The organism is Pseudoduganella umbonata, assembly GCF_014192225.1.
Lineage (GTDB): Bacteria > Pseudomonadota > Gammaproteobacteria > Burkholderiales > Burkholderiaceae_D > Rugamonas > Rugamonas umbonata.
The window spans coordinates 235,192-256,112 of record NZ_JACHXS010000012.1 but is presented as its reverse complement, the minus strand read 5'-3'; the positions used below and the strand labels follow the sequence as shown (position 1 = coordinate 256,112).

The window sequence follows — 20,921 nt, the reverse complement described above, 5'->3', positions numbered from 1 at the left end:
TGCGGCTTTACCCGGCTTTACCGCGGCCGGGCGGCGCGCCGCCTTGCCAGGCGCGGGGATATGCCGCAAACTCATGGATTGCCTTCCCCTCCGCGCTCCCGACCTGCCCGACATGACGCCGTTCCCCGCACGACCCGCCCAGAAAAGTGAAGTCCCCAGGCATGCGACAGCCGGCTGACGTGGCGTCGCGCACGCGCCGCGCCGTGCTCGCCGTACCCGCGGCCGCGGCGATCTCCGCGCTGCCGTGGCACGCCGCCGGCGCGCACGACGGCGCCCACCCGCAAGGCATCGCCGCCGCCGGCAAGGACGTGCTGACCGTGGTCGGTCCGTGGGAAATGACCGGCCTCGATCCGTCCCGCGCCGGCTACATGTTCGCCCGCATGGAAGTGGTGGAAACACTGCTCGACGTCGACGACCGCGGCCGGCTGCTGGCCGGCCTGGCAACGGCCTGGGGCGCATCCGTCGACGGCCTGCAGTGGCGCTTCACGCTGCGCGGCGGCCGGCGCTATCACGACGGTTCGGCACTCACGCCGGCCAGCGTGCTGGCCTGCCTGCGCCGCGCCCATGCCCGCCCCGGCGTGCTGCAACTGGCCGGCATCCGCTCTATGGCGCTCGACGCGAACGACATCGTCATCCTGCTGCACCGGCCGTTCGCCCCGCTGCCCTACCTGCTGACGCACTATTCGACGCAGATCCTGGCGCCGGCCTCGTTCGATGCGCGCGGCAATGTGGTGGCCATCGTCGGCAGCGGGCCGTTCCGGATCGCGTCGATGTCGCTGCCGCAGCAGTTCGACGTGGAGCGGGCGGCCGGAGACGCAGACGGCCATGCCGGCCTGCGCGTGAGGAAAGCCCGCTACATCAGCGTGGCGCGCTCGGAAACCCGCACGCTGCTGGTGAGAAGCGGCCAGGCCGACCTGGCGTTCTCGCTCGACCCGCCCAGCATCCGCGCGCTGCAGCGCAGCCCGAAGGCGGTGCTGATGTCGGCCATGCTGCCGCGCACCACCTTCGTCAAGCTCAATGCCGGCCATCCGTTCCTGGCCGACGTGCGGGTACGGCGCGCCATCGCGCTGTGCGTGGAGCGCGATGGCATCGCCAGGGCGCTGCTGCGCGATCCCGGCCTGGCCGCCACCCAGCTGTTCCCCCGCTCGATGACCGCGTGGCACGACAGCGCATTGCCGCCGCTGCGCACCGATCCGGACGCCGCGCGGCGCCTGCTTGCCGAAGCCGGCTGGCATGCCGCCGCCGACGGCATCCGCCGCCGCAACGGCCAGCGCCTCGAGCTGTCGCTGACCACGTTTGTCGACCGCCCCGAGCTGCCCGTGATCGCCGCCGCGCTGCAGGAAGAGATGCGCCAGGTCGGCATCGCGGTGCGCGTGGTGATCGGCAATTCCAGCGACATTCCCGCCGGCCACCGCAGCGGCACGCTGCAGATGGGCCTCGTGGCGCGCAACTTCGGCAACGTGCCCGACCCGGTGGCCACGCTGCTGCAGGACTTCGGCCCGGACGGCGGCGACTGGGGTGCGATGGGCTGGCACAGCGCCGACGTGGCCGGCGCGCTGGGCCGCCTGGCATCCACGCAGGGCGACCCGGCCGGGCGCCGCGCCGACCGCGCCCGCGTGGCGGCCGTGCTGCAGGCCGAACTGCCGGTGATCCCGGTGGTGTGGTACCGCCAGGTGTGCGCCGCCAGCCGCCGCATTGCCGGCGCCGACATCGATCCCTACGAACGCAGCTACCGGATATCGCGACTGACATGGGCATGATCGATACGCGCTTTACATCGGGCGGCCCGGCATGGCGCCGGCTTGCCCCCGCGCTGGGACGCCGCCTGCTGCAGGCCGCCATGGTGGCGCTGCTGGTCGGCACCCTGTGCTTCTTCATGACGCGCATGCTACCTGGCGACATGGCCTACCGCATCGCCGCCGGCCGCTATGGCTACGACATGGTGACGACGGCGGCAGCCGACGCGGTGCGCGCCGAACTGGGCCTGGACCGCCCGTGGCCCGCCGCGCTGGCCGAATGGTGGAACCGGCTGCTGCATCTCGACCTCGGCATCTCGCAGGTGACCGCGCAGCCCGTGCTGGTCGAGATTGCCCGCCAGCTGGGCCCGACCGTGCGACTGTCGCTGCTGGCCATGGCCTTCTCGCTGCTGGTCGGCCCCACGCTGGGCGTGCTGGCCGGCCTGAAGCCGGGCGGCCTCGTGGACCGCGCCACGCTGGCGGTTTCCGTGGTGCTGCGCGCGCTGCCCTCGTTCCTGCTGGGATTGATCCTGGTGCTGGTGTTCTCGGTGCAGCTGGGCGTGCTGCCGGCCGCCGGCCACGACGACCACGGCAGCATCATGCTGCCGGCGCTGACGCTGGCGCTGGGCATGGCGGCCGTATCCTGCCGCGTGGCGCGCGATGCGATGGTGCAGGTGACCGGCTCGGCCTATTTCGCCTTCGCGCTGACCAAGGGCCTGACACCGCACCAGGCACTGCTGCGCCACGGCCTGCGCAACGTGGCCGCCCCCGTCACGGCCTACCTGGGCGTGCAGCTGGTGTACCTGGTGGAAGGCGTGGTGCTGGTGGAGACCATCTTCGCCTGGCCCGGCATCGGCCACGCGCTGGTGCATGCCATCTTCAGCCGCGACGTGCCGATGATCCAGGGCACCGCCCTGGTGCTCGGCCTGATGTTCGTGCTGTTCAATGCGCTGGTCGACATGGCCTGCGCGTATATCGACCCGCGCCGCCGGCCATGACCACGATGCCCACTTCTTCCCCATTCTTGCAGGATGCCCGGCCGGATGACCTGCTGAATCCACCTGGAGCGCCCCGGTGGCCGACGGCCGGCCAGCTTGCCGGCATCGTGCTGCTGGGCCTCGTTGCGCTGTTCGCTCTGGCCGGCCCATGGCTGATCGGCATCGACCCGGCCCGCCAGCAGCTCGACCGCTTCCTCGAAGCGCCCAGCCTGGCGCACCCGCTCGGCTTCGACCAGCTGGGCCGCAGCATGCTGGCGCGGCTGGCGCACGGCACGCAGCTGTCGCTGTCGCTGGCCTTCGTCAGCGTGCTGTCGGCCGCCATTCCCGGCACGGCGATCGGCCTGCTGGCCGCCTGGTGCGGCGGCTGGTTCGAGCGCGCGCTGGCCGCACTGGCCGACGCCGTACTGGCCTTGCCGGGCCTGCTGCTGGTACTGCTGCTGGCCGCCTTTTCGCCGGGCGGTTTCTGGCCGCTGTATGTCGGCATTTCGCTGGCGCTGTGGGTCGAATACTTCCGCGTGGTGCGCGCCGCCAGCCGCATCCTGCTGGCCAGCCCGCAGGTGGAGGCATCGCGCCTGCTGGGTTTCGGGCCGGCCTACATCGTGCGCCGCCACCTGCTGCCCGAACTGCTGCCACGGCTGTTCACGCTGATGCGCTTCGGCTTTGCCGGCGCGGTGCTGGCGATGTCCGCGCTGGGCTTCGTGGGCGTGGGGCTGCAGCCGCCGACGCCGGAACTGGGCGTCATGATGATCGAACTGCTGCCCTACTACGGCGAAGCGCCATGGCTGGTCGGCGCGCCGGTGCTGGTGCTGTTCGTCACGCTGCTCGGCCTGCTGCTCCTTTCCCCCGCGCATGGCACGCGCACGACGGAGGCGGCATGAACGCGCAGGACCGGGTACCGGCGCTGGTGGTCGACGGCCTGTCCGTTTCCCATGGCGCCCAGGCGCTGGTGCGCGACGTTTCGTTCGCGATTCCCGCCGGCGGCGTGCTGACGCTGCTGGGCGAAAGCGGTTCCGGCAAATCGCTGCTGGCGCAGGCCATCATGGGCAACCTGCCGGCCGGCCTGCGCTGCGCGGGAACCATCGCTATCGGCGGCGAACGCACCGGCGCCGCCGACCAGCGCAGCCGCCATGCGGGCTGGGGCCGGCGCGTGGCCCTGCTGCCGCAGGAGCCGTGGCTGGCGCTCGATCCGACGATGAAGGTGCGCCGCCAGGTTGCGGAGACCTATGAACTGGTCAGCCATCCCGCCCGGGGGCACGAGGAAGACGACTGGCGTTCCGCGAAGGTCAACGCCCGCACGCTCGCGGACCGCGCGCTGGCCAGCCTGGGACTGGGCGACGCCGCCGACAAATATCCGTTCATGATTTCCGGCGGCATGGCGCAGCGGGTCGCGTTCCTCGCCACGCATGCCGCCGGCGCGCCGCTGATGATCGTCGACGAACCGACCAAGGGCCTGGATGCCGACCGGCGCGGCGAAGTCGCCGGCCTGCTGCGCGCGGCACGGGCGCGGGGCATCAGCCTGCTGTGCATCACGCACGACATCTGGCTGGCGCGGGCCATCGGCGGCGAACTGGGCGTGATGCTCGACGGCGAGATGATCGAACGGGGCGACACGGCGGACGTGCTGGCGGCGCCGAAACACGACTACACACGGCGGCTGGTAGCCGCCGATCCGGCCAACTGGTCCGCACGGCCGGCTGCCGCCGGCGCGCCGCAAAGGCGCATCGTCGCCACCATCGACGGTGTCGGCAAGTCGTTCGGCAGCCAGCGCCTGTTCGACGGCATCGGCGCCCACATCGAAGTGGGCGAGATCGTTGCCGTCACCGGCCCGAGCGGCTCGGGCAAAACGACGTTCGGCAACATCGTGCTCGGACTCCTGAAGCCGGACGCCGGCCGGGTGACGCGCGCCACGGGCCTGGCCCCGGCCGCGTTCCAGAAAATCTACCAGGACCCTGCCGCGGCTTTCGCCCCGCGCGCGAGCCTGCGCCGCTCGCTGATGGACCTCGTCAGGCTGCACCGGCTCGACTGGAACGTGCTGGACGGCCTGCTGGCGCGCATGCGGCTGGCGCCGGCGCTGCTGGACCGCCTGCCCGGCCAAGTATCGGGCGGCGAGCTGCAGCGCATCGCACTGGCCCGCGTGCTGCTGATGAAGCCCGCGCTGATCTTCGCCGACGAGCCCACGTCGCGGCTGGACCCGGTGATGCAGCAGGAAGTGGTGTCGCTGCTGGCCGACCATGCGCGGGAGAACGCGTGCGCGGTGCTGCTGGTGACGCATGACGCGGAGATCGTGCAGGCCGTGGCGGATCGGCGGATCGACCTGCAGTCCTGATATCGCCGCCGGGAAGCCGGTGTGCGACCAGACCCGTACCGTGCAAGGCTACGCTCCTACAGCGGATGAGCGATATTACCTACCTGCGCCAGCCAGTCCGTCGCCTATCATCTTCTTAACGATGACGCCGTGATGTTCACGGCATCCAATAAGGAGAACAACATGCCTGTCACCAACAAATCCACGCAAGCCATCAAGAACGCCACGCCACTGGCCACCGGTGCCATCGATGCGATCGCGCTGCTGAAGGCCGATCACGAGAAGGTCAAGGACATGTTCGAGCGATTCGAGGGTCTGAGCGATCGCGCCGTCGCGTCGAAGAAAAAGCTCGTGCGCGAAATCTGCCTGGAGCTGACGAAGCATGCCGAAGCCGAAGAAGAAATTTTCTACTCGGCCGTGCGCAAGGCGGTCGGCGATGAAGACATGGTCGACGAGGCCACGGTCGAACATGCCTGCGCCAAGGACCTGATTGCCCAGCTGCTGGCGATGGAGCCGGGCGACGACCTGTACGACGCGAAGGTAAAAGTGCTCTCCGAACAGATCGAGCACCACGTCGAAGAAGAAGAGAAGGAAATGTTCCCGAAAGCGAAAAAGTCCGGACTCGACATGATCGAGCTGGGCCAAGCCATCCAGGCCCGCAAGGAAGAAATCGGCCTGCCGCTGCTGAACTGATCGTCCGGCCGCCCGGTTCGCCGGGCGACCACGCATCGCGGCCGCGCCAGCGGGACGCCATGGCTCACTCTACTCCCCGCGTTCTCCTCGTCGATGACAACCAGGACTCTTCCAGCACGCTGGTCGACGTGCTGGCCGCGATTGCCAAGACGATCTATACGAATGTACCGGCGCGCCCTGCCCGAGCGCCGCGGCGCGTACAATGCGTGTTTTAAGAGGATAGCAACGTGAAAAAGACAGCACTCGCAAAGAGCGACGCCAAAAAACTGATGGGCAAGATGACCGCGCCGGGCGCCGCGGGTTTCGGCACTGCCGCCACCCCCATCGTCGACAAGCGCGAACAGCGCAAGCGCGACCAGGCGCTCGGCCTGGTGCCGTTCGCCGTGAAACTGAACAGCGAGCTGGTCAAGCAGTTGCAGGCGCTGGCCACGGAAACGGGGCAGGATTTGAATGCAACCGTGGCCGATGTGCTGGCCAAGGGACTGGCGGCTGGTTCGGACGCGGCAGCGAAGTAACGCCAGCCACACCGGCGCTGGTGTCGAAACCAGCGCCACTGCTTCGATACCAGCCTCGCCGGCACCAAAGGCGGGCAAGTGCCAGGAATCAGAAGATCATGTCCCCATGCGCATCCGGCACGCCGATCAGCTTGCCCACCGCCACGTCGTACCCCACGCTCCCCGAGTCAATCGCATCGATCCTGCCGCGCGCATCGCGGGCATCCAGGTGCCGCTCTCCGCTTCCTCGACCGTAAGCCGAACATCCTCAAAGGTTTCAAAAGCCGGAACGAGTTTAAGACGGGATTGATTCAGCGTTCTTCGCTCGCCACTGAGACGAATCGACCGGCGCAGCTCGCCGTACTGTACAACTTTGCCGCTAAGCCCCGCGGGCGTGGAAAAACCAGCCACATCACCCTCACAGGCGAGTACGGTCATACCGTCCCGCAGCTTGAATATATTTCTTATTATGCATTTGAAAGTCATAAGTCCGCAATCTTGCAATTTCAAAGGACTCCCATGTCTTCCGTACTCAGACCCCGCATGAACCGATGACGCATAAAATCATTACGCGTCACTCCGCCTTTGCAACGTCGGTTCGTCTCGCGGACGACTGTTATCCATTCGTTAAGCTCCCATCATCCCACTTTTCCCCCTTTGATCTCAGCGGTTCGAGGATTATTTTCTCCGCATAAATCCGCGCTTCCCTCTCGCTATCGGCAGCATAAAGACCGTGCTCATCGAAAAATGCTTTCCACGAAAAATTCGTGTCCAAAAATGCAAGATTTATTTCTTCCGAAATTCGAGAGCGCCAATCGACATTGGCTAGCATCCTCACATACAGCCCCTGCCCCTCGTCTTCAGAAAGACCAAGATCGACTGCATAAACAGAACCAATCAAGTAATCAAGCAATTTAAATTTACTCATCCAAATCGCCAAAAAATTGCATGATTTTCCGCTCACCGTAACGGCGTTAGATTCGTATGACTCTGTCTGCGCTGATTGCGCCAACCTTACACTTGTCGCGCAATCAACCTCCGCACGTCATCACATCGTGAGCTTCCACTTTTCTTTAAATATTCGAGTATTTCTGAAAGCCTATTTCTAAGTACTTCAGGAACAGAAATAGACATATTATCAAGTTCACTCGCAGCAATTGCCGCAACCGAGATATATGGCGACTCAAGAAATGAAATCAGAAGATCCATAGCATCCGTGCTTTCCATATACCCGATTGCTTCAGCACATCGCTCTTGCCAGTATCGTGGGCGAGCCAGAATAACTTTCTTTAAGTCTGCCCAATCATCTATTGAAAAATGAGCCAATAATCGGGAAGAAACTTGCAAATTGTAATCATGCCAGAATGATCCCTCGTCACCAATAGATTTTTCAAACTCAGCCAAAGTCGTTTCAGTCATACAAATCTTTTAAGGACATTGGCGCCCGCCGCTTGGGAATGACGACGTCATAATTTCAGTTCTTTGATGACGACCCATTGCACACGCCTAACCGTGGACATCTGCACAGTTGTTTGTACTCCTCGGATGCCGCGAAGGATATAGTCTGACGCTACAGCAGTCGTCGTAAAGTCATCGTCCTAGCCATGCCGCTGGCTCCAGGTTGAGTACGCGGCGAAGCTTTCGCATCATACCGGCACTATTGGAACCTCTCATAAAAAAATCTATCTTCCCAATCATCCGAATAGGCGTCGATCAGATTCGACATTAATGTTTCCATGCGCTTGACGTAATACTCCCGGTTTTCCGCTTCGGCAAAATCGTAAATCTCGGGCCATCGCAACTCATGCATGGCATACGCAATCGCTGTACCCGGTAATAATCGACCTTTAACTTCCCGCGCTGTACGATACTTTTTCATTGTCTGCAGGATTCGCGCAACAAGTTGCTGCCGGCTCTCTTCATTCCGAGACAGGAATTCTAGAAACTGAACATACAACGGCTCAAGGCGATCTTCTCCGAACGTCGGGTCTGCACAGGCATTAATCAGCTTTTGCGAAATAGCATCAAACTCACGGTCAATAGATTCGTTCACTTTGGCACCCACTTTCCAAGCTTGAAGTCATAGACCTTCTCAACGTATGCCGTTTCCGGCACCTTGAACCCTGCATTTCGAAAGGCATTGATAGCGGCATCCCGGGCAGACTGCCCTACCGGCAGGTAATGACCCGAAGCGTTATCCAATGTCTTCACTTGCCCAGAATAAATGCGCCCCTCGCCACCAGCCAGAATATTTGCCCCTCTTGCCAAGTCGAAGTGACCAAACAGGTTATCACTATTCGTGCGAGCAATAACCAATGATCCGTCTGCTTTTACAACGTAGAGGATTTTCCCTGCCGTGCGCAATGCCTGTTCGGCACTAAGAATCGGAACAGGTTCGATGCTGAACTTCTCGTCAGGAATACGGTTAGCGAAAGACACAGGGCCTGCGGGATTTGCCCCATCAGCATCGACAGCGGCGCTATTCCATCCGACAGGCGTACCATGCCCCCTGTTTGACGACGACTCCTCCATTACCATGGCAACCGAATTATTCGGCCGGGTCTGCAACTGCGGCTGAGCGATCAGTCTGTCTTCGTTCTCAGCCAGCCAGTCCGCAAACTTCGGCCCCAATTTCCGGCTCTCGCGTATCTCCTGCATCAGCAAGGCTTTATTGCCTCTCCCGCGCGTCAGATAAGCCACCAACGCAGTCAGGATCGCCGTCACCAGGATGACATGCCCTTGCGCCATATGCCATGCACCCGCGTGGCTATTTCCGGAAGGCAAAGTGGCGCTGTTCCACATGTCGCGCCGGTTCTCGGCCACGGCTCCCCACGCTTCGCGGAAGCCTCGCTCGTAATGCTCCAGCGCGGCGGGAAACATTTTACCGAGCCCTTCAGCCAGCTCTTTCAGTCCCAGGAATGCCAGCACCCACATTCCGACCTGCGCCCCGGCCGCTGTACCGATCACGGCACCCGGCACAGCGCCGACGCCAAAAGCAAGGCTGCCGATTGCACCGCCGACGACTGCGCCGGCAACTACCGAGCCGCCATAGTACAGCGCGATTTCCTTGCAGGCGGCGATCAGGATGTCCCACACAGCGGAAAGACCGATACCCGACAGCTGTTGCATTACCAGCCGTTTTGCGATGGGGGCGGATTGGTCGAGTGCATCACGTACACGGTCGACCCGGGCAACCCCGGCAACCAGCTGGTTGCCGTAGTTGGCGAATGCTTGTTCGCCGGGCCGCCCCATGCTGTCATAGACGCGGCCGGCAGCAGCGCCGGCGCCGGTACTCAGCCATTGTTCGACCCGCTCCAGTTCCCGCCAGAAGTGCATTTGCTCTTTACTGTTCAGTAACAAGCCAAACTCCTCGCTCATCCACGCCTGCCTGACGGTGAGAATGCGACTGCGGTCCATCAATGCCGAGGCATGATATTTATCAGAAAAACAATAATATCACTGGTGTGTATCGTCGGGAATCCTCGTCGCAATCTGGTCCGTATTGACGCCGCTCAGACTAAAATCTCTTATCGCTACCGAAAACAACAAACAGTCGATGACGTCGATCCCCTACTACGAACAACATGCGGCCCGGCTGGCGGACCAGTATGAATCCCTGGATTTCAACGAGGTGCATGCCGGCTTGCTGGACCTGCTTCCGCCGCCTGGGGGAATAGTGCTCGACGTCGGCGCCGGCTCCGGCCGGGACGCAGCCTGGTTCGCGGCGAACGGATACGAAGTCGTTGCCGTCGATCCGTCCGACGCGATGCTTGCCCAGGCTCGCCGGCTTCACCCAGCGGACAAGATCCGCTGGCTGCCCGACAGCCTGCCGGACCTTGCCAAGGTACCGCGGCTCGGCCTGAGATTCGATCTCATCCTGCTGTCGGCGGTCTGGATGCACATTCGCCCGGCGGACCGCCAGCGTTCGCTGCGCAAGCTGGCGACGCTGCTGGCACCCAACGGCCGCATCGCCATCAGTCTTCGTCTCGGCGCGCCGGATACCGAGCGGGCAATGCATGAAGTGTCATTGCAAGAGCTGGCGGCACTTGCCCGGCAATTCGGGCTGCGCATCGTTCAGGCCAACGACAGCCCCGACAAGCTGGGACGCAGCGAAGTGTCGTGGACGAACGTCGTGCTGGGATTGCCCGACGACGGCCTCGGCGCCCTGCCCCTGCTTCGGCACCTGATACTGGCCGACGAGAAGGCGTCCACCTACAAGATCGCGCTCCTGCGCGTTATCGCCCGGATCGCCGACACCGCGGCAGGCCTTGTCCGCCACGAAGCAGAATCGGTGGTAATTCCGCTGGGACTCGTATCGCTGTTCTGGCTGCGCATGTACAAGCCGCTGATCGAAAACCAGTTACCGCAGATGCCGCCGTCACGCCTGGGAACCGGGCCTGGATTCGTCACCGATAACTTCCATGCGCTCAGGCAGGTTGCTCCCATCGAACTGGGTATCGGTTCCGTGTTCATGGGCGATACCGGGAGGCACCTGCATCGCAGCCTGACGGAGATTTCGCACCTGATTCGCCGTATGCCCGCGACGTACCTGCGCTGGCCGGCCAGCGACAATCCGATTTTCAAGATCGACTGGCGCAGGCAGACATCTACGCCGTCACAACTGCAAATTGACGAACCGTTCCTGTGGGGCTTTGGCGACTTTCATGTGCCGCTCGATATCTGGCAGGCGCTGACGCATTACAACGTGTGGATCGAACCCGTACTGGTGGCCGAGTGGGTCAGGCTGATCGAGGCTTATTCCGCCGATCGGTTGCCGGACGTGCGCATGCTCGCACAAAGGCTGCTCACCTGGGCCGATCCACTTCGCGACACGACCTTCGCCAGGGCGGCGGTCGAGCGCATTCGCGCAACCGGCAAGACGGTATATTGCGTCTGGACTGGCGCCAGGTTAGGTGATGAGTACGATATCGATCATTGCTTCCCGTTCGCAGCCTGGCCTTGCGGCGATGCCTGGAACCTGATGCCTTCCGCACGCCTGATCAATATCCAGAAATCCAATCGGCTGGTGACGCAAACAGCATTGGAACGCGCCAGCGACCGGATTACCGAATGGTGGGCGGATGCATTCATCGACCAGGCTGAAGGGCAGCGCCAGCGATTCTTCCTGGAGGCGGCGCAAACGCTGCCGCTGCTGGTTGCCTCGCCTGGAACAGCGGATGTCATCGATGCGATGAAGATTCATCGCATCAGGCTGAGCAAGGATCAGGGATTGCGTTCGTGGGAGCCAGTGACAGGCAGGAGCCGCGAAAGCGCGTCGAAAGAGCAATCCGAGTCCAGTGACACGGGAACTGCCAGCTGACCACACTTCGCGCGCTCAGGCTACGTCTTATCGCGCTACGCTACCCAACCCGGAAACAACAAGGGCCACTCCAAAGAGTGGCCCCTATCGTTAATTCTTCTGGTCGGGGCGAGAGGATTCGAACCTCCGACCCCTTGCACCCCATGCAAGTACGCTACCAGGCTGCGCTACGCCCCGACGAGAGCAGGATTATAGCAGAGGGGTTTGAGTTTTTGCCATGCCATTTTGCACACGAGCAGCCTTGCTCTTCGGCATCAACGTAGGCCGTCCCCGCAGCGGCAACCAGCGCTAGAATCGCACGATGACGACACCATCCTCTCCCACGCTGCTGGACAATATCCAGCTCGAGCGCGCCGCCGAAATCATCCGCCAGGCCGACGCCCTGATCGTGGCCGCCGGCGCCGGCATCGGCGTCGACTCCGGCCTCCCCGACTTCCGCGGCAACGAAGGCTTCTGGCGCGCCTACCCGGCTCTCGGTGCGGCGCGCATCGCGTTCACGACCGCCGCCTCACCCGCCACGTTCGAGGAAAACCCGAACCTGGCCTGGGGCTTCTACGGCCACCGCCTGAACCTCTACCGCGACACGATGCCGCACGACGGTTTCAGGCTGCTGAAGACCTGGGGCGAAAAGAAACCGCACGGCTACCACGTCTTCACCAGCAACGTCGACGGCCAGTTCCAGAAAGCCGGCTTCGACGCCGGCAAGGTCCACGAATGCCACGGCTCGATCCACTACCTGCAATGCCTGGAGCCGTGCACCGATGCGATCTGGGAAGCGGATGCATTCACGCCCGAAGTGGACGCCCAGGCATGCAGGTTGACGAACGAAGCCCCCCGCTGTCTCCATTGCGGCGGCCTGGCACGCCCGAACATCCTGATGTTCGGCGACTGGGGCTGGATCGAGGAACGCAGCGAACGGCAGGCGGCGCGGCTGGCGCGCTGGCTGGAGAAGGTCGAGCGGCCTGTCGTCATCGAACTGGGTGCCGGCACGGCGATTCCATCGGTGCGGCGCTTCAGCGAAGAGGTGATACGGCGCGGCGGGCGGCTCGTACGGATCAATCCGCGCGAGCCGAAGGTGCCAACGCCGCTGGATGCGGGACTGGCGGCCGGCGCGCTCGAAGGCCTGTCGGCCATCGCCGCGCGCCTGTAAAAATCAGATGAAGCGCACCGAGATATCGCTCAGGCCATCGACATGGCCGACCAGCGTCTGGCCGCGCTGCACGGCGCCCACGCCTTCCGGCGTGCCGGTGAAAATCAGGTCGCCCGGCTGCAGGGTGAAATAGGTGGAAAGGTTGGCGATCGTCTCGGCGATCGACCAGATCATTTCGTTGATGTGGCCGGACTGCTTCGTTGCGCCATCGATCTGCAGCGTGATCGCCGCGTTGTCGATGCCCGCCACCGTGGCGGCAGGGTGCACGGTGCCGACCGGCGCCGAGAAGTCGAACGCCTTGCCGATTTCCCATGGGCGGCCGGCGTCCTTCATCCTGTTCTGCAGGTCGCGGCGGGTCATGTCGAAGCCGACCGCATAACCGAAGATGTGCGCTGCCGCGTCTTCCACGGCGATGTCGGCGCCGCCCTTGCCGATGGCGACGACCAGTTCGCACTCATGGTGGAAGTTGTTCGTCTGCGGCGGGAACGGCAGCTCGGCCGTAGTGCCCGGCGCTACCGCCACCACGGCCGCGGCGTCGCCCGGCTTGGTGAAGAAGAACGGCGGTTCGCGGCTCGGGTCGGAACCCATTTCACGGGCGTGGCCGGCATAGTTGCGGCCCACGCAATAGACGCGGCGGACGGGGAAGCGGGCGTCGGTGCCGTCGATGGCCAGCGATGCCGCCTGGTGTGGCGGAAAGATGAAGTCGGTCATTGATTCCTTCGAATGGTGTCAGCTGAACAGCAGGGCTCGCAGCGCCAGGCGGAACGACTCGGTCAGCATGTCCGGGTCCATGTCCGGGTTGTGCACGGCGCGCACGGGCAGGCCCTGGAACATCGTGATGATAACGTTCATCCGCGCACCGAGCACAGCGTCGTCGACGGGCAGTCCATGGCGCTCGCGGCCCTTTTTCAGGATGGCGCGGAACTGCGCGCACGTACGGCCGTCCGCATCGCGGACCACGGCGGCAATTCTTGGATTGCGCGAAGCTTCGGCCGTGATTTCCAGCGGCAGGATCCAGGTCTGCGGATCGAGATCGTCGCGCACACTGCGCGGCACTTCGTCGAGCAAGGCCTCCAGCGGATCTTCCTTGGACTCCAGGTTGCGCAGCAGTGCGTTGACGCGTTCGACGTTTTCCTCGACGAAGGCGGCGATGATCGCGTCCTTGCTGTCAAAGTAGTTATAGATGTGGCCCGCACTCATGCCGGCGGCCTTCGATATCTCGGCCATGCTGGCGCCGTGGAAGCCGCTGCGGCCAAAGCACGCGGCAGCCGCGTCGAGCACCTGGCGGCGCCGGTGGCGCGCCTTTTCCGGGTCGTGATGGCGTTTTTCGGTATTGCTCATACTGCCTTTCAGGGGCGCTGGCGACATTTGTTACAGCTGGCCGCCCCGGTTTGTCAAACGGATCGCCCGTGCGCGCGCACGGATGCTATCATTTTCTACGACCGCCACTTGCGCAAGGATGACCATGTCAACCAGGACTTCCCGCACGATCGAAATGCGGCCGGCGGAAGCCGCCGACCAGGCCTTCATGGAACTGCTGTATGCCAGCACCCGTACCGCCGACCAGCGGATGGGTGCCTGCGACACCGCCACGGAAGCCCTGCTGATGGCCCTGCAGTTCCGCGCCCGGCAAACGCAGCTCCATGCGTACTATCCTTATGCCGACGCGGCCGTCATCATCGAGCGCGAGCGGCCGATCGGCGCGCTGCACGTCAATTACGGCTCCGACGAAATCCGCATCCTCGATATCAGCCTGCTGCCGGAATGCCGCAGCCGGGGGATCGGCCTGGGGCTGCTGCGCAGCCTGCAGGCGCAAGGCGTGCGGATGCGCGTGCCGGTGCGGCTCGATGTGCTGCCCGGTACCCGTGCCCAGCGCTTGTTCCAGCGTTGCGGGTTCACGCTCAACGGGGCCAACGGCCTGTATCTGTGCATGGAGTGGATGCCGCCGTTGCTGACTTGAAGTACTCAGCAGCTGTGCCGTCCCGCGTGCGCCACGCCTGGTCACGCGCCACTAGCCCGAATCGGAAACCGGTGTCAGACCGCGAGGGTCAGACACCAGTCGATCTGCCGTTGCCGGGTATTAACTCGGCAACGGCTCGCTGGCGTTACTGCCAGCCACCACCCAGGACTTTGTACAGGGTGACCTGGTTGCTGGCTTTCGCCAGCCGCGCGCTGATGTACGTCTGCTGGGCAGCATACAGCGTGCGCTGCGAGACCAGCGCGTTCAGGTACGACTCCGCGCCCTTCTGGTAACGCTGCTCGTGGATCCGGTAGCTCTTGCCGGAAGCTTCCACCAGCGCCGCCTGCGATGCCACGCGCTCGTCCAGCGTGCCCCGCTGGGCCAGCGCGTCCGACACTTCGCGGAACGCCGACTGGATCGCCTTTTCATACTGCGCCACGGCGATGTCGCGGTTGGCTTTCGCCAGGTCGAGGTTGGCCTGGTTGCGGCCGCCCGCGAAGATCGGCAGGTTCAGTTGCGGCATGAACGACCACGTGTCGGCGCCTGCCTTGAACAGGTTCGACAGGTCCGAACTCATCGCGCCGGCCGATGCCGTCAGCGAGATGCTCGGGAAGAACGCGGCCCGGGCCACGCCGATGTTGGCATTGTTCGCCTGCAGCGTGCGCTCGGCAACCAGCACGTCCGGCCGGCGCTGCAGCACGTCCGAAGGCAGGCCTGCCGGCAGGTCCGCCAGCTGGGTGACCGGTTGCAGCGTGCCTTGCGGCAGCAGCTCGGCAGGCACCGGGGCGCCGGCCAGCAAGGCCAGCGCGTTCTGGTCGGCCGCCACCTGGGCGGTGTACACGGCCACGTCGCTGCGCGCCGTTTCCACGCTGGTCTGCGCTTCGTACATGTCCAAGCCGGACGTGGCACCCGCTTCGAAGCGGCGCTTGCTGAGCTCATAACTGATCTGCTGGCTCTTCAGCGTGTCCTGCGCCAGGCGCAGGCGCTCCTGGTCGGCCGCCAGCGTCAGCCAGGCGTTGGCCACTTCGGCCACCAGGCTGATCTGCTGCGAACGGCGCGCCTCTTCGGTGCCCAGGTATTGCTGCAGCGCCGCTTCGGACAGGTTCTTCACGCGGCCGAAGAAGTCCAGCTCGAAGGCCGGGATGCCCAGGCCTGCCGTGTACTGGCGCGTGATGTAGCCGTCGCCGGTGGCGGACAGGTTGTCCGGCACGCGCTGGGCCGTCTGGCCCACGCTGGCGTTCAGGCCCGGCACGCGGTCGGCGCGCTGCACGCCATACTGGGCGCGCGCGGCTTCGATATTGAGGATCGAGACGCGCAGGTCGCGGTTATTGGCCAGCGCCAGTTCGACCAGCTTTTCCAACTGCTCGTCGGCGATGAACTCGCGCCATTGCACGTCGTAGGCCTGCTTGCCGTCCGCGGTCGATGCCGCGGTTGGCTGATAGGCGTCGCCCTGCGGCCACGCCGGCGTCACCGGCGCCGCCGGGCGCTCGTACGTGGGCGCCAGGCTGCAGCCGGCCAGCAGTGCCGTCACGGCCAGGGTAATCAAGGTCTTGGTCATATTAATGTGCTTCCTTCACAATCGTATCGGCGGCCGGCTGGTTCCTGGATTTGAACATGCTGCGCACCATCACGAAGAACACCGGCACGAAGAAGATGCCGAGGAACGTGGCCGACAACATCCCGCCCAGCACGCCCACGCCGATCGCGTTCTGGCTGCCGGAGCCGGCACCGCTCGCCAGGGCCAGCGGCAGCACGCCCAGGCCGAAGGCGATCGACGTCATCAGGATCGGGCGCAGGCGCAGCTTGACCGCTTGCAGCGTGGCTTCGCGCACGTCCATGCCGCCTTCCTGCAGTTCCTTGGCGAATTCCACGATCAGGATCGCGTTCTTCGCCGCCAGGCCGACCACGGTCAGCAGACCGACCTGGAAGTACACGTCGTTCGCCAGGTGGAAGCCCCAGGTGGCGATCACGGTACCGATGATGCCCAGCGGGATCACCAGCAGCACGGAGAACGGCACCGACCAGCTTTCATACAGCGCGGCCAGACACAGGAACACGATCAGGATCGAAATCGTGTACAGCATCGGCGTCTGCGAACCGGATTCGCGTTCCTCCACCGACAGGCCGGTCCATTCGTAGCCGATGCCCGGCGGCAGTTGCGCGATCATCTTTTCCACTTCGGCCATGGCCGCGCCGGAGCTCACGCCCGGCGCCGGGCTGCCCTGGATGTTCACGGACGACAGGCCGTTGTAGCGCTCCAGGCGCGGCGACGCATAGATCCACTCGCCGGTGGCGAAGGCGGAGAACGGCACCATCTCGCCGGCATTGTTCCGCACGAACCACTTGGCCAGGTCTTCCGGCACCATGCGCGAATCGGGCTGGCCCTGCATGAACACCTTCTTCACGCGGCCGCGATCGATGAAGTCGTTCACGTACGACGAACCCCAGCCCACCGACAGCACGCGGTTCACGTCGGCCACGGCCAGGCCCAGCGCCGTCGCCTTCTGCTGGTCGATCGTCACCTTGTACTGCGGCGTATCTTCCTGGCCGTTCGGGCGCACGCCCACCAGCGCCTTGTTCTGCGCGGCCATGCCGAGCAGCTGGTTACGCGCCGCCATCAGTGCCGTGTGGCCCACGCCGCCCACGTCCTGCAGCTGCAGGTCGAAGCCGGAGGCGTTACCCAGTTCGATCACGGCCGGCGGTGCGAACGAGAACACCATCGAATCGCGCAGCTGCATCAGCGCGCCCATGGCGCGGCCGGCGATTGCGCTGACCTTGTTTTCCTTGCCCGAACGTTCGGACCAGTCCTTCATCCGCACGAACGCGATACCGGTGTTCTGGCCATTGCCGCCGAACGAGAAGCCGGCCACCGCGAACACGGAAGCGACGTTGGCCTTTTCCTGGTTCATGAAGTAGTCCTCGACCTTCTCGATCGTCTTCAGCGTGCGTTCCTGCGTGGCGCCGGTCGGCAGCTGGATCTGCGTGAACAGCACGCCCTGGTCTTCTTCCGGCAGGAACGACGTCGGCAGGCGCATGAACACCACGGCCAGCACGGCCAGCAGCACGGCATAGAGGATCATCGACGGCGCACGGCGGCGGATCATGCCTGCCACCACGCCCTGGTACTTGTCGGTGCTCTTCTCGAACGTGCGGTTGAACCAGCCGAAGAAGCCGCGGTTGGTCAGGTGATGGCCCTTCTCCACCGGCTTCAGGAACGTGGCGCACAGCGCCGGCGTGAAGATCATCGCCACCAGCACGGACAGCACCATGGCCGACACGATCGTGATCGAGAACTGGCGGTAGATCACGCCGGTCGAACCGCCGAAGAATGCCATCGGCACGAACACGGCGGACAGCACCATCGCGATACCCACCAGCGCGCCGGAGATCTGGCCCATCGATTTCTTCGTCGCCTCTTTCGGCGACAGGCCTTCTTCGGTCATCACGCGCTCGACGTTTTCCACCACCACGATCGCATCGTCGACCAGCAGGCCGATGGCCAGGACCATGGCGAACATCGTCAGCGTATTGATGGAATAGCCCAGCGCCGACAGCACGGCGAAGGTACCCAGCAGCACCACCGGCACCGCCATCGTCGGGATCAGCGTGGCGCGGAAGTTCTGCAGGAACAGGTACATGACGAGGAACACCAGCACGATGGCCTCGGCCAGCGTCTTGACCACTTCCTCGATCGACAGCTCGACGAACGGCGTGGTGTCGAAGGCAACCACCGCCTTCATCCCTTTCGGGAACAGCTTGCTCATCTCCTCGACCTTGGCTTCGACGGCCTTGGCGGTATCGAGGGCGTTGGCGCCGGTGGCCAGCTTCAGCGCGATACCGGTGGCCGGCTTGCCGTTGAAGCGTGCCACCGTGGCGTAGTTCTCGCGGCCCAGTTCCATCTTGGCCACGTCGCGCAGGTGCACGGTGGCGCCGTTGGATTCCGTCTTCAGCAGGATCGCGCCGAACTGTTCGGCGGTCTGCAGGCGGCTTTGCGCCGTCACGGTGGCGTTCAGCTGCTGGCCCGGCACGGCGGGCGCGCCGCCCAGTTCACCGGCCGAGACTTCGGCGTTCTGCGCCTGCACGGCGGTGATCACGTCGGCCGGCGTCAGCTGGTAGCTGGTCAGCTTGGTCGGGTCGAGCCAGATGCGCATCGCGTACTGGGAACCGAACAGCGTCACGTCGCCCACGCCCTGCACGCGCGACAGCGGGTCGAGCACGTTGGCCGCCACGTAGTCGCCCAGGTCGGCCTGGTTCATGCTGTTGTCTTCGGAAACGAAGCCCAGCACCAGCAGGAAGTTCTTGGTGGCTTTCGATACCACCAGGCCCTGCTGCGTCACGGCGGTCGGCAGCAGCGGCGTGGCCAGCTGCAGCTTGTTCTGCACCTGCACCTGGGCGATGTCCGGGTTGGTGCCGCTCTTGAACGTCAGCGTGATGCTGATGCCGCCGGTGGAGTCCGACGAGGAACTCATGTAGCGCAGGCCGTCGATGCCCTTCATCTTCTGCTCGATGACCTGCGTGACGGCGTCTTCCACGGTTTTCGCGGACGCGCCCGGATACGAACCGGAAATCGAGATCGACGGCGGCGCGATGCTTGGATACTGCGCGATCGGCAGGCTCCAGATCGCGAGACCGCCCCCGAGCATGATGACGATGGCGATCACCCACGCGAAGATGGGACGATCGATGAAAAATCTTGCCATTGAATGACTCCTGCTTGCTTAGTGAGCGGCGGCGGCGGCCGGCTTGGCGGCAGCGGTGCTGGCCGCGGCGGGTGCGGCTGGAGCGGCGACCACTGCTGGCGCGCCCGGCTTCACCTTCTGGATGCCCTCGACGATCACGCGGTCGCCGGCGGCCAGGCCGGACTTCACCAGCCACCTGTCGCCCAGCGTGCCGGTGGTGGCGATCACGCGCTGCTCGACGATGCCCTGCTGGTTCAGCACCAGCGCGGTCGCTTCGCCTTTCTGGTTGCGCGTCACACCCTGCTGCGGCACGGCGATGGCTTGCTCGTTCACGCCGTTTTCGACGACGGCGCGCACGAACATGCCCGGCAGCAGGTCATGCTTCGGGTTCGGGAACAGCGCGCGCAGCGTGACGTTGCCGGTGCCCGGGTCCACGGCCACGTCGGCGAACTGCAGCTTGCCTGCCTGCGCATACGTCGAACCGTCGGCCAGCCGCAACGTGACCTTGCCTTCGGCTTTCTTCACGCCGCCGCCTTCCAGCGATTTCTTCAGGCGCAGCAGGTCTTCGCTCGACTGGGTCACGTCGACATAGATCGGGTCCAGCTGCTGCACGGTGGTCAGTGCGGTTTCCTGGCCGGCCGTCACCAGCGCGCCCGCGGTCACGTTCGAGCGGCCGATGCGGCCCGAGATCGGCGCCTGCACCTTGGTGTATCCGACGTTAATGCGCGCCGTCTGCAATTGCGCCCTGGCCGATTCCACGTCCGCGCGCGCCTGGGCTTCGGCGGCTACCGCGTCGTCGTAATCCTGGCGGCTCACGCCCTCGATTTCCACCAGTTCCTTGTAGCGCTTCACTTTCGGGCCGGCCGTCAGCAGGTTCGCCTCGGCGCGCGCCAGCGCGGCCTTGGCGGCGCTGAACGTGGCCTGGTAGGTGGCCGGGTCGATCTGGTACAGCTGGGTGCCGGCCTTGACGTCGGCCCCTTCCGTGAACAGGCGCTTCTGCACGATGCCGGCCACCTGCGGGCGCACTTCGGCGATCTGGAACGCGGACGTGCGGCCCGGCAGCTCCGTCACCACCGGCAGAGCTTCCTGCTTCACGGTGTACACGGCCACCTGCGGCGGCGGCATCTTGCCGCCCGGCGCGCCGGCTTGCTGTTGCTTGTCGGAGTCGCAGCCGGCGGTCAGCGCCGCCGCGCATGCGAGGAAAAGGATGCCGGCCGAACGCAGCGGCGGGCGGGAGAGCGTGTTGTTCATAAAGACTGAACCTTCTGGTTTTGAGGGGATGCTCGGTAGAATGAACGATCATTCTAATACATTCCGGCAAATTTCGCATTAACTGACTTTGGAGTCAGCATTAGTGAGCGCTAACATGGAGCGCTGACATCTGTTGCCAAAAATCGGGGACAGTCCCTGCTGTTGGTTTCAAACCAGCTCAACAGTTACCATGGAGGAACAAACTTCGTCGAATACTTTGCATGCTCGGCTATCGGTGATTAATGGGGACGATAGCGAAGTGTTGCCAAAAATCGGGGACAGTCCCCTTGCTGCACGGTGCGTTGTTTTGAGACCAGCTCAGCAGTAAGTGGAGC

At 64.3% G+C, this 20,921-nt stretch carries 18 protein-coding genes and 1 tRNA gene; 9 read left to right on the top strand and 10 right to left on the bottom strand.

The genetic code is table 11. The features are described from left to right. The first annotated feature begins 161 nt into the window (after positions 1–161). The 6 genes from FHS02_RS26270 (at position 162) to FHS02_RS26245 (ending at position 6,247) form a co-directional block, all read left to right on the top strand. Positions 162–1,760 (top strand): ABC transporter substrate-binding protein, encoded by a 1,599-nt coding sequence (locus tag FHS02_RS26270; protein WP_137314069.1) that lies wholly within the window; start codon positions 162–164, stop codon positions 1,758–1,760. Further along, complete coding sequence (locus FHS02_RS26265; protein ID WP_371861469.1) at positions 1,751–2,734, top strand: ABC transporter permease; 984 nt, start codon at positions 1,751–1,753, stop codon at positions 2,732–2,734. The genes FHS02_RS26270 and FHS02_RS26265 overlap by 10 nt, the downstream gene beginning before the upstream one ends. After that, a complete protein-coding gene (locus tag FHS02_RS26260) occupies positions 2,731–3,612 on the top strand; it encodes an ABC transporter permease (RefSeq protein WP_137314070.1) in 882 nt (293 codons plus the stop codon). The genes FHS02_RS26265 and FHS02_RS26260 overlap by 4 nt, the downstream gene beginning before the upstream one ends. Next, complete coding sequence (locus tag FHS02_RS26255) at positions 3,609–5,060, top strand: ABC transporter ATP-binding protein (RefSeq protein ID WP_137314071.1); 1,452 nt, start codon at positions 3,609–3,611, stop codon at positions 5,058–5,060. Before FHS02_RS26260 ends, FHS02_RS26255 begins: the two co-directional genes overlap by 4 nt. Positions 5,061–5,222: 162 nt before the next feature. Next, positions 5,223–5,732, top strand: a complete 510-nt coding sequence (locus tag FHS02_RS26250; protein WP_137314072.1) for a hemerythrin domain-containing protein — start codon at positions 5,223–5,225, stop codon at positions 5,730–5,732. A gap of 227 nt (positions 5,733–5,959) precedes the next feature. Then, the gene (locus tag FHS02_RS26245) at positions 5,960–6,247 is read left to right on the top strand and encodes a hypothetical protein (RefSeq protein ID WP_137314073.1); all 288 of its coding nucleotides are present in this window, start codon (positions 5,960–5,962) and stop codon (positions 6,245–6,247) included. A 595-nt stretch (positions 6,248–6,842) separates the two neighbouring features. On the opposite strand, the gene FHS02_RS26240 is transcribed toward FHS02_RS26245, so the two are convergent. The 4 genes from FHS02_RS26240 to FHS02_RS26225 all read right to left on the bottom strand — a co-directional run bounded on the left by FHS02_RS26240 (position 6,843) and on the right by FHS02_RS26225 (position 9,604). Continuing rightward, a complete protein-coding gene (locus tag FHS02_RS26240; RefSeq protein ID WP_137314074.1) occupies positions 6,843–7,154 on the bottom strand; it encodes a hypothetical protein in 312 nt (103 codons plus the stop codon). Between the two features lie 86 nt (positions 7,155–7,240). Beyond that, the gene (locus tag FHS02_RS26235; RefSeq protein WP_137314075.1) at positions 7,241–7,645 is read right to left on the bottom strand and encodes a hypothetical protein; all 405 of its coding nucleotides are present in this window, start codon (positions 7,643–7,645) and stop codon (positions 7,241–7,243) included. Positions 7,646–7,883: 238 nt separating this feature from the next. Continuing rightward, complete coding sequence (locus tag FHS02_RS26230; RefSeq protein WP_137314076.1) at positions 7,884–8,279, bottom strand: hypothetical protein; 396 nt, start codon at positions 8,277–8,279, stop codon at positions 7,884–7,886. Beyond that, complete coding sequence (locus FHS02_RS26225; RefSeq protein WP_137314077.1) at positions 8,276–9,604, bottom strand: DUF6861 domain-containing protein; 1,329 nt, start codon at positions 9,602–9,604, stop codon at positions 8,276–8,278. The genes FHS02_RS26230 and FHS02_RS26225 overlap by 4 nt, the downstream gene beginning before the upstream one ends. 178 nt (positions 9,605–9,782) lie before the next feature. On the opposite strand from FHS02_RS26225, the gene FHS02_RS26220 reads away from it, so the two are divergent. Then, entirely contained in the window at positions 9,783–11,546 is a 1,764-nt protein-coding gene (locus FHS02_RS26220; protein ID WP_137314078.1) for a class I SAM-dependent methyltransferase, read from the top strand. A gap of 100 nt (positions 11,547–11,646) precedes the next feature. On the opposite strand, the gene FHS02_RS26215 is transcribed toward FHS02_RS26220, so the two are convergent. Beyond that, positions 11,647–11,723, bottom strand: a tRNA-Pro gene (locus tag FHS02_RS26215). 124 nt (positions 11,724–11,847) lie between these two features. Between FHS02_RS26215 and FHS02_RS26210 the strand changes: the two genes are divergently transcribed. Then, on the top strand, positions 11,848–12,696 hold the full coding sequence (locus tag FHS02_RS26210; RefSeq protein WP_137314079.1) for an SIR2 family NAD-dependent protein deacylase: 849 nt from the start codon (positions 11,848–11,850) through the stop codon (positions 12,694–12,696). A gap of 3 nt (positions 12,697–12,699) precedes the next feature. Here FHS02_RS26210 and FHS02_RS26205 read toward each other — a convergent pair whose 3' ends face one another. Beyond that, a complete protein-coding gene (locus FHS02_RS26205; RefSeq protein WP_137314080.1) occupies positions 12,700–13,407 on the bottom strand; it encodes a fumarylacetoacetate hydrolase family protein in 708 nt (235 codons plus the stop codon). Positions 13,408–13,425: 18 nt separating this feature from the next. Continuing rightward, entirely contained in the window at positions 13,426–14,037 is a 612-nt protein-coding gene (locus FHS02_RS26200; protein ID WP_137314081.1) for a TetR/AcrR family transcriptional regulator, read from the bottom strand. 124 nt (positions 14,038–14,161) lie between these two features. Between FHS02_RS26200 and FHS02_RS26195 the strand changes: the two genes are divergently transcribed. Continuing rightward, complete coding sequence (locus FHS02_RS26195; protein WP_175424810.1) at positions 14,162–14,656, top strand: GNAT family N-acetyltransferase; 495 nt, start codon at positions 14,162–14,164, stop codon at positions 14,654–14,656. A gap of 145 nt (positions 14,657–14,801) precedes the next feature. On the opposite strand, the gene adeC is transcribed toward FHS02_RS26195, so the two are convergent. Genes adeC through FHS02_RS26180 form a run of 3 tightly spaced genes read right to left on the bottom strand, consistent with a single transcriptional unit; the run spans position 14,802 to position 20,586 of the window. Continuing rightward, positions 14,802–16,214 carry an AdeC/AdeK/OprM family multidrug efflux complex outer membrane factor gene (adeC, locus tag FHS02_RS26190; RefSeq protein WP_137314083.1) on the bottom strand — a complete coding sequence of 471 codons (1,413 nt, stop codon included), beginning with the start codon at positions 16,212–16,214 and terminating at the stop codon, positions 14,802–14,804. A 1-nt stretch (position 16,215) separates the two neighbouring features. Then, complete coding sequence (locus FHS02_RS26185; protein ID WP_137314084.1) at positions 16,216–19,356, bottom strand: efflux RND transporter permease subunit; 3,141 nt, start codon at positions 19,354–19,356, stop codon at positions 16,216–16,218. An 18-nt stretch (positions 19,357–19,374) separates the two neighbouring features. Next, the gene (locus FHS02_RS26180; protein WP_137314085.1) at positions 19,375–20,586 is read right to left on the bottom strand and encodes an efflux RND transporter periplasmic adaptor subunit; all 1,212 of its coding nucleotides are present in this window, start codon (positions 20,584–20,586) and stop codon (positions 19,375–19,377) included. Between the last annotated feature and the right edge of the window lie 335 nt (positions 20,587–20,921).